The sequence below is a fragment of the Paraburkholderia sp. GAS38 genome (assembly GCF_050434965.1).
Lineage (GTDB): Bacteria > Pseudomonadota > Gammaproteobacteria > Burkholderiales > Burkholderiaceae > Paraburkholderia > Paraburkholderia phenazinium_A.
This window is the reverse complement of the sequence record NZ_JBNDJO010000034.1, coordinates 1-1,445: the sequence shown is the minus strand read 5'-3', so window position 1 is coordinate 1,445 and position 1,445 is coordinate 1. Positions and strand designations below refer to the sequence as shown.

At 62.0% G+C, this 1,445-nt stretch carries 1 protein-coding gene; it reads left to right on the top strand.

All coding sequences use genetic code 11. The annotated features are described in order from the left end of the window. The first annotated feature begins 85 nt into the window (after positions 1-85). A complete protein-coding gene (locus P3T42_RS36835; RefSeq protein WP_429308794.1) occupies positions 86-1,435 on the top strand; it encodes an IS4 family transposase in 1,350 nt (449 codons plus the stop codon). Positions 1,436-1,445: the final 10 nt, after the last annotated feature.

The following is a 1,445-nucleotide window of genomic DNA, read 5'->3' as shown; positions in this document are numbered from 1 at the left end:
CCATTCCATTACACACAAGTCGGCGTGAGCGGCTTGTAAACTTTCGCGACTTGCCGTTTACTCTTGCTTTTTGCACGACGCGCGAATGGCACAGGCAACGGAGAGTTGGGCGGCGATGGAATTCAAGGGTATCGATCTGGGCGACAAGCGCTTGAACCAGCGGGCAATCCTGCTGGCCGAACAACTGTCGGGGAATCCGACTGCCAGCATTCCGCAGGCGTGCGGTGGCTGGGCCGAGACGGCGGCAGCTTATCGGTTTTTCGCGCGAGACAAGCTCGAATGGACCGACGTCATGGAGCCGCACTGGCAGTGCTCGTCCGAGCGGATGCGGGCATGCGACGTAGTGCTGTGCCTGGATGACACGACCGAGTTGAACTTCAACGCTCAGGACATCGCGGGGCTGGGGCCGTTGTCGTATGAAGCCCAGCGCGGCATGTACGTTCACGCGACCTACGCGGTCACGCCGCAACGTGAACCGTTGGGCGTGTTGAATGCCTGGATGTGGGCGCGTGAGCGCAAGGGCGCCGATGGTGTGCGTGGCGGCGAGAAGGAAAGCACGCGCTGGATTGAAGGATACGAACGAGTGGCCGAGCAGGCGGCGGATCTGCCCGGCACGCAGTTGGTGTACGTTGCGGACCGGGAGTCGGACATCATCGCGCTGATGCGCCGGGCGCACGATCTCGGCTGTCCGGCGGACTGGCTGATTCGCGCCCAGCACAATCGCGTGTTGCCCGAGGGTCAAAGGCTCTGGGATCACACCACGCAAGCTGAGCCGCTCGGTGAAATCCGTTTCACGTTGCCTGGTCGCCAGCGACAGAAGGCGCGGGAAGTTCATCAGCAAATATGGAGTCGACGGATCGATCTGCCCGGTGCCCAGGGCGGTGTGGTGTCGATCAGTTGCGTGATCGCGCGCGAGATAGACGCGCCGGCCGGCGTGACGCCGATCGAATGGCGCCTGCTGACCAATCGCGACGTGCCGGATTTGGCCGAGGCTGCGCGGCTGATCGATTGGTATCGCGCCCGCTGGGAGGTTGAAACCTTCTTTCATGTGTTGAAGAACGGTTGCCGGGTCGAGGCGTTACAACTGAGCACGATCGAGCGCATCGAGCGGGCACTGGCGGTGTTCATGGTTGTGGCGTGGCGCATCGCTCGTCTCATGCGGTTAGGCCGCACTTGCCCAGACCTCGATGCCGGACTGCTGTTTGAGCCCGATGAATGGAAGGCCGCCTTCATCCTGAACAGGAAGACCCCGCCCGACACACCGCCGCAACTGAATGAAGTGGTACGGCTCGTCGCCATGCTCGGCGGCTTCCTCGCGCGCAAAGGCGACGGTGAGCCTGGCGTCAAAACCATCTGGCTAGGCATGCAGCGAATAGTGGACTTCGTTGCCGGCATCAGGTACATGCGCGAGGTCGAGCAACAGACTTGTGTGTAATGGAATGCGT

What these genes read in the sequence shown, in the direction of transcription:
- P3T42_RS36835 (WP_429308794.1), top strand. Translation starts at nt 86, where the DNA reads ATGGCACAGGCAACGGAGAGTTGGGCGGCGATGGAATTCAAGGGTATC.